Below are 6,453 nucleotides of genomic sequence, written 5' to 3'. Positions count from 1 at the left end.
GTTCATAGCTTTTAGTATGAGTTCTTTGAAGGTGGTACTTAAAGATACTCATTTTCTGTGACATACAGAACTAAAAGCTATATTTTTTTACTTGCGAAACTTAAATACTTTATTATTACATTTCCTTAATTTATTACATTTTTTCACGCTGCAAAGTAACTGCTTTTAAACATATCCCGCAAGGTCAATTCTTGATATTTTTGTTCCATTTTTAAAAAGCCTTTTTCCGCAAACGTCCATAGATAGTATATTTTTAAGATTTTATGTCCTTTTACTCATATTCAAATTGGTCAATACTTCAAATAAATATACTTCTTACAGCATGAAAGATTAAAGACAAGATTCTAGCAAATCAAACGCAGAGTAAAACCTTGAAAAAAGAGAAACAGAATAGACATTTCAACTAGGTAAACATACGATAATCTAAAAAATAGAACAAAACTTGAAAGTATAGACCTTTTATGTGTTTGAAATCATTTGTATTTTTGCCAAAACTTTTAATAACATAAAAACAGAAAAGAATTATTTATGAAAAAATCTTTATTTATTTACATGTTTGCAGCCGCGTTGGCTGGAGGTATGATTACTTCATGTAGTAATAACGAGGATCCGGATGTTGAAGTTTGTCCTATAGAAAAAACGACTTTTACAGATTTTAGCGGTCTGACACTGACTTATAGCGGACAGCCAATGCTGGGAAAACAAGTGGAATTTGCACCTGACGCTACAGATGCCACCAAAGCTGTAATAACGCTTTCCGGTGCTCCATTGAATTTGTCTCGTGAAAATGCACCTGTTCCAACAACAGCCGGTGTTATTCCTGGAGAGAAAACTACAGTTATCAATGTAAATTTGGCTATTAATAATGATGAAGTCTCTTTTGAAGGTGTAGACGAGAAAAACGGTCGTAAGATTTCTTATAAAGGAAATGTAAGCAAAGGCGGAATGACTCTTGACCTGACTGTTGAAATGCCTCAGAATGAATATGCCGGCACAACATGGAATCTTATTGCTCCTGAAAAGAATCCTATCCTGATAAAGTGGGAAGCTGATGATTTTCCTTTTGCTGACGGATCTTGGGACATTCAAAACGCTTTGAATCTGATTATAGGAATGACACAGATAGAAGGTCAGACAATACCGCAGATGCTTTGTGGAATCCTGGGAGAGGTTTCTTTCTTGCCGGACGGTAATATTCAGGCAAAATACAAGAACAGCCTTGCAGATGCTGATTGGTCAACATCACCATTAAATATAGCGACGTACACTGTAACTTCTGATAATGAATTGGTGCTGTATATAAATCCTGCACAGATTATTGCAATGAATGGTGGCGCGGAAGGAAGCTCGAATATTATAATGACTGTATTTGGAATGATACCATCATTGCAGTCTATGCTTACAGACGGAATACCTTTGGGAGTAAGCAAAGATGAAAACGGAGTGATGTCTGTATATCTGGAAGAAGAAGTACTGCTTCCTATACTTCAGACTGTCAAGCCATTATTGGAAAATGAAGACACTATAAACATGATTATGGAAATGATTAAGAAATCTGCTGGAGATATGGCTGATCTTGCGGAGGCATTCTTAAGACCTATTTTAGTTGCATTCCCTAACATAATCGACACTACTGAAGATATGGAAATCGGTATCAAACTCGAGCAGGCAGCTGAATAAATGGCAAATTATATTCAATAAAAAAAAATAACGGCGATACACAAAACTTAGTACCGCCGTTATTTTTTTGCCTTATCAGAAAGAATAACCAAATCCGAAATTCAGATAAATGGGATACATCGCGAAAGAAATAGTCTTAAAGTCTTTTTTCATAATATCGTTAAGCCCCCATGTTAAATCGGCAAATACCTTAAGATGCTTGAAAGCTCTCCAATCGGCACCAACCTGTATTCCATATCCGAATTTTCTTATGTCGTCACTGAAATCATATTTCGCTACAGCTCCGTCAGTAAAAACAATCTTTTGTCCTGTAGGGTTACCTTCTCTCAGATATCCTTCATAAACGTCGCCGGAAAATTCCCCGTCAAGAAGGTATGATATGTATGGACCGGCTTTGATGTTCCACCTGTTGCTCAACTTATGGGTAGCCAGTACAGGCAGGGTGATATATGAGTTCCTTACTTTTGTCTTTACCCCACCGGTCCAGTTGCCTGCCAGTCTGTTACCGTCGTCTCCAATAATTTCCATACTGTAGTTCTTAACAGTAGCTTTGGTTGTCATATTCTTGTTCTCCAGTCGCAAACCAATGTTCAATCCCCATTCCTTTTTCACGCCAAACCATTTTATGGCATTACCTTCAATAGGCACAGCAAGTGTAGGATTATATGAGTCTAAACTTCTTATTTCAGCAGGCAAAGGGATTGGAGAAGTACCACCTATGCTTATGCCAGCCTTAACTTCATATTCCCATCCATGAAGTGCCGCCTTTATGAGTGTCCTGTTACTGTTTTCCTGCGCCTGGATATGTGCAAGGCTAATAAAAAGAAAAAACAAAGGGAAAATATATCTTTTCATAAGAATATTCATTTTATTTAAGTTTATATTCAATATTGATTATCCGATTATAATTTTCAACGATTGCCGGTTGTCGTCAGTCATTCATTATTCATATATCAGCTCTACATTATCAACCATCAGAGTACTTCCTTCAGCTCCTTTAAACAAAGCGCCCTCTTTGCTTGATGCAAAAACTATACTGAAATAATACTTTCCGGCAGCCAGTTTATCTTTGTCGATATATTTTCCATATCTGTTATAATCAAAAGGAATCTCAAATTTGGTCCATTCGTCTTTTTCTTCAGAACCTTCCATTAAAGCCAATGCTATCATAGACTCGTCTTCAAAATTTCTTGTCTGCAAATTGCCGTCAAGTAATTTTCCGTTTTCAGGCAACTCATACATAATGGCATATATACTGAATTCATCCTTTTTATCGGTGTAATTACCGTTTTCGAGGAATTTGTCTCCGGATTTATATTTATAATATCCCGTAAGAATAAGAGGTTTCTTATCAAAAGGAACTCCGAATTTTGTTGCTTCCAGAGGCTTGGACATGGCATTAAGGACATCAAAATTACCTAAAAACAAATTGCCGGAGGCAATAGGCATTCCAACGAGACTTCCCAAACTGCCGGTATTTCTTGTTACCATTTTCACACAATTTCCATCCATACCTTCTTCAGACAATACTGTAGGATATTCATCAGGTTTGGCTGTACTCATTGCCAGAGAGAATCCGCTGTTTCCGCTTCCCCAAGTAACTTTGTTTCCGCCGGTTTCTTCGTAAATTACATGATATCTACCTCCTGTTTCCGCTTTCTCGAATGTAAATGAAGTTGGAATATTGGCCGGACTAAGTATACTTATATCTACAGAATATGTGCGGTGCCACATACCGTCTTCCGATGTAACAACATATCTCACCGGATTTGTAAAATCATGAACACTTCCACTTGCAGGTTCTATGGTAGCTCCCGGTGTAAGCCCAAATTCCGGAGCCAGAGCTGTAATGTCAGTGCCTGGTTTCACACTTATATATATAGGATAAGCATTAATATTCTTATCAAACTCCAGACCTACGTCGATGCTGGAATAAGAAAGAATTTCCTTAGGCAACGAGCATGAAACGATATCCGCTTCAGCGTTTGGAGCTTCATCTTGAATGCACGATGTAAGGCTCACTGAGATTGGCATAATAAGACATAAGCAATAAGCAAATGTTATAAATAGTCTTTTTCTCAAATCTTTTTTGTTCATAATAGTCATATTACATTATCAAATAAAGTCACAATACCACACTAAATAAATAATTTAATCAATAAGTTTGTTCTGCAAAAATAACACCATAATCTTATATCTCACAAGGTCAATTCTTGTTTTTTTTTGTTCAATCCTTAAACTAAAATCTTTTCAATCACTAATTACATGTCTTTTTTTTAATATTTTATAGACTATTAGTAATACCGACATTGGTCTATACTTCAAATTTACTAAATTTGTATCAGGCTATAAAACACACATAAAATGGACAACACTATACCTAAATTCGATCTGCCAGAAAACTGGCTGGCAGGCACAGACATAAGCAAAGAACTGCTGGGATTATATAAAAACTATCCAGTCCGGCTAAAATGCGAAATAATGGCATTATGTATGGAAGGAGAAATAGAGGCATCAGTCAATCTTAACCATATTACCGTAAATAAGAATGACATTATCACACTGATGCCAGGCTCCATATTCCAGATTAACGACCTGAACGGGGATTTGAAAATCTATTTCGTAGGGTTCTCATCAAAATATGTGGAAAACAATGACAAGGCTAAAATTCTGCTTGACGCGATATATTCTACACTGGGAAAGCCCAAAATATCACTATCGGACGAAGGGGCTATGATGACAGAAAAGTATTTCAAACTCCTGATAGATATCTACGAAATGTCCGATGAAAAATTGAAGCTGGAGATAGCAGACAATATCTTCGCTGACACGCACAAAGGTATTTCACTGATATACAAGAAAAAAACGGATAATGAGAATATTACGTCATCCAAAAGCGAACAGCTATGCAAAGCTTTCACACAGCTGGTAATGCAACACTACAAAGACAACAGAAACGTGGCATGGTATGCCGAAAAACTTGGAATTACTCATGCTCATCTGTGTTCCATCATAAAACAGTCTACCGGAAAAACATGTGCGGACATAATATCGTCGATGGTGATAATGGACGCAAAATCGCAACTGAAGTCCACACATCAAAGCGTACAGGCCATATCGGATTCACTGAATTTCGCCAACATGTCGTTCTTCGGAAAGTACTTCAAACGACATGTGGGAATGAGCCCTCTGGAGTACAGGAATAAGGGCTAAAATTTGCAGCGAAATCTCTATAAAAAAACGCGGGCACATTTAAACTTAAATTTGCCCATGTTTTTTAAAAACGCCCCGGAGCCTATTTCAAGGCCTGGAACTGCTCTATAAGTGAGGTAATATTGGCAGTGAAAAGACGAGCGGAAATGGCAAGCAGAATTATTCCGAAAAACTTGCGGATGACGTATATACCGCCTTTGCCAAGGAAACGTTCTATCACGTCGGTCAGCTTCAGAACTACGAACACCCACACCATGTTAAGAGTAAGAGCCAATACTATATTGATTGGAGCATATTCGGCACGGAGCGACAGCAATGTGGTGAAGGCCCCGGCTCCTGCCAACAAAGGGAACACAAGAGGAACCAGAGTGGCTTCCTTAATAGGACCTGTGTTCTTGAATATCTCAACATCAAGAATCATCTCGAGCGACATCATGAAAATAACGAATGCACCGGCAACGGCAAACGAGGCTATATCTACCTGGAAAAGACGGAGCATCATATCGCCGGCATAAAAGAAACCCAGCAACAGGGCAAAGGCTATCAAAGTGGCCTTCATGGAATTTACCGGCCTGCCCTTCTGCTTCAAATCCAGAATTATAGGTATGGAACCTATTATATCTATCACCGCAAACAACACTATGAACGCACTGAGAAACTGCTGAAAATCAAAAGCTCCGAAAAAGGAAGCCGCAGCAGGCTGAATAAATAAAGTTTTCATATTTATCGATGTATTTGTACACCGCAAAGTTAACAAAAAAATACTAAAAACAATATATACAAAAGCGATGATACAAAATAATTGGTTAACTTTGTATGTTAAAATAAAGATTTACACTCAATTAAATTTAACGGAACATGAAAGGTTCAATGTACGACACGCTACTGGAGCTGCCACTATTTCAGGGACTGACAAAGGAAAACATTACAAGCATAATAGAGAAAGTGAAAATGGGCTTCCACAAATATGAGGACCGGGAGACCATAGTTTCGCAGAACGACAGATGTAACAGACTGATTTTCATCCTCGACGGGAAAGTGGAAATTACGATAAACGATGAAAAACATAATTTCAAGATTGTGGAAGAGGTGGAAGGTCCATACATCATCGAGCCGCAATCGCTGTTCGGCATGCATACCAATTACCATGCATCGTACACCGCCACAGGAGATGTGGAAACTCTGAATATAGACAAAGGCTATATACTGACAAACTTATGTAAATACGAGATTTTCAATCTTAACTACCTCAACATACTGAGCAACAGGGCACAGACGGCCAACAACAAGCTGTGGAACTCGCATATAGGAACAACCAAAGAAAAAATGATAAACTTCCTGACACTGAGATGCGTCATACCGTACGGAAAGAAAACATTGTTCATAAAAATGGAGGAACTGGCCGAACTGATAGACGACACAAGGTTAAATGTATCGAAAGTCCTGAATGAATTCCAGGAAAAAGGAATCCTGACATTGGGAAGAAAGAAAATTATAATAGACAACTTGGCGAAACTGACAGAAGAGATTGGCTGATAGTTTTCATAGATATAATACAAA

At 37.9% G+C, this 6,453-nt stretch carries 6 protein-coding genes; 3 read left to right on the top strand and 3 right to left on the bottom strand.

The window, feature by feature from the left end; all coding sequences use genetic code 11:
* Window positions 1-528: 528 nt before the first annotated feature.
* The gene (locus tag H6A27_RS06720) at window positions 529-1,680 is read left to right on the top strand and encodes a DUF4925 domain-containing protein (protein ID WP_204508083.1); all 1,152 of its coding nucleotides are present in this window, start codon (window positions 529-531) and stop codon (window positions 1,678-1,680) included.
* 75 nt (window positions 1,681-1,755) lie between these two features.
* Here H6A27_RS06720 and H6A27_RS06715 read toward each other — a convergent pair whose 3' ends face one another.
* Both H6A27_RS06715 and H6A27_RS06710 read right to left on the bottom strand, forming a co-directional pair.
* Window positions 1,756-2,535: a porin family protein gene (locus tag H6A27_RS06715; RefSeq protein ID WP_204400825.1), complete on the bottom strand. Its 780-nt coding sequence runs from the start codon at window positions 2,533-2,535 to the stop codon at window positions 1,756-1,758.
* 87 nt (window positions 2,536-2,622) lie between these two features.
* The gene (locus tag H6A27_RS06710; RefSeq protein WP_204508087.1) at window positions 2,623-3,714 is read right to left on the bottom strand and encodes a PCMD domain-containing protein; all 1,092 of its coding nucleotides are present in this window, start codon (window positions 3,712-3,714) and stop codon (window positions 2,623-2,625) included.
* Between the two features lie 330 nt (window positions 3,715-4,044).
* On the opposite strand from H6A27_RS06710, the gene H6A27_RS06705 reads away from it, so the two are divergent.
* Window positions 4,045-4,893: a helix-turn-helix domain-containing protein gene (locus H6A27_RS06705; protein WP_204508082.1), complete on the top strand. Its 849-nt coding sequence runs from the start codon at window positions 4,045-4,047 to the stop codon at window positions 4,891-4,893.
* A gap of 82 nt (window positions 4,894-4,975) precedes the next feature.
* Here the strand turns inward: H6A27_RS06705 and H6A27_RS06700 are convergent, their stop codons facing one another.
* Window positions 4,976-5,614, bottom strand: coding sequence for a MarC family protein (locus H6A27_RS06700; protein WP_204400821.1), 639 nt, complete (start codon window positions 5,612-5,614; stop codon window positions 4,976-4,978).
* Window positions 5,615-5,751: 137 nt separating this feature from the next.
* Between H6A27_RS06700 and H6A27_RS06695 the strand changes: the two genes are divergently transcribed.
* Window positions 5,752-6,429: a Crp/Fnr family transcriptional regulator gene (locus H6A27_RS06695; protein WP_204400819.1), complete on the top strand. Its 678-nt coding sequence runs from the start codon at window positions 5,752-5,754 to the stop codon at window positions 6,427-6,429.
* Window positions 6,430-6,453: the final 24 nt, after the last annotated feature.

The organism is Bacteroides caecigallinarum (genome assembly GCF_016902295.1).
In the GTDB taxonomy this organism is placed as follows: domain Bacteria; phylum Bacteroidota; class Bacteroidia; order Bacteroidales; family Bacteroidaceae; genus Phocaeicola; species Phocaeicola caecigallinarum_A.
This window is presented reverse-complemented; position numbering and strand designations above follow the sequence as displayed.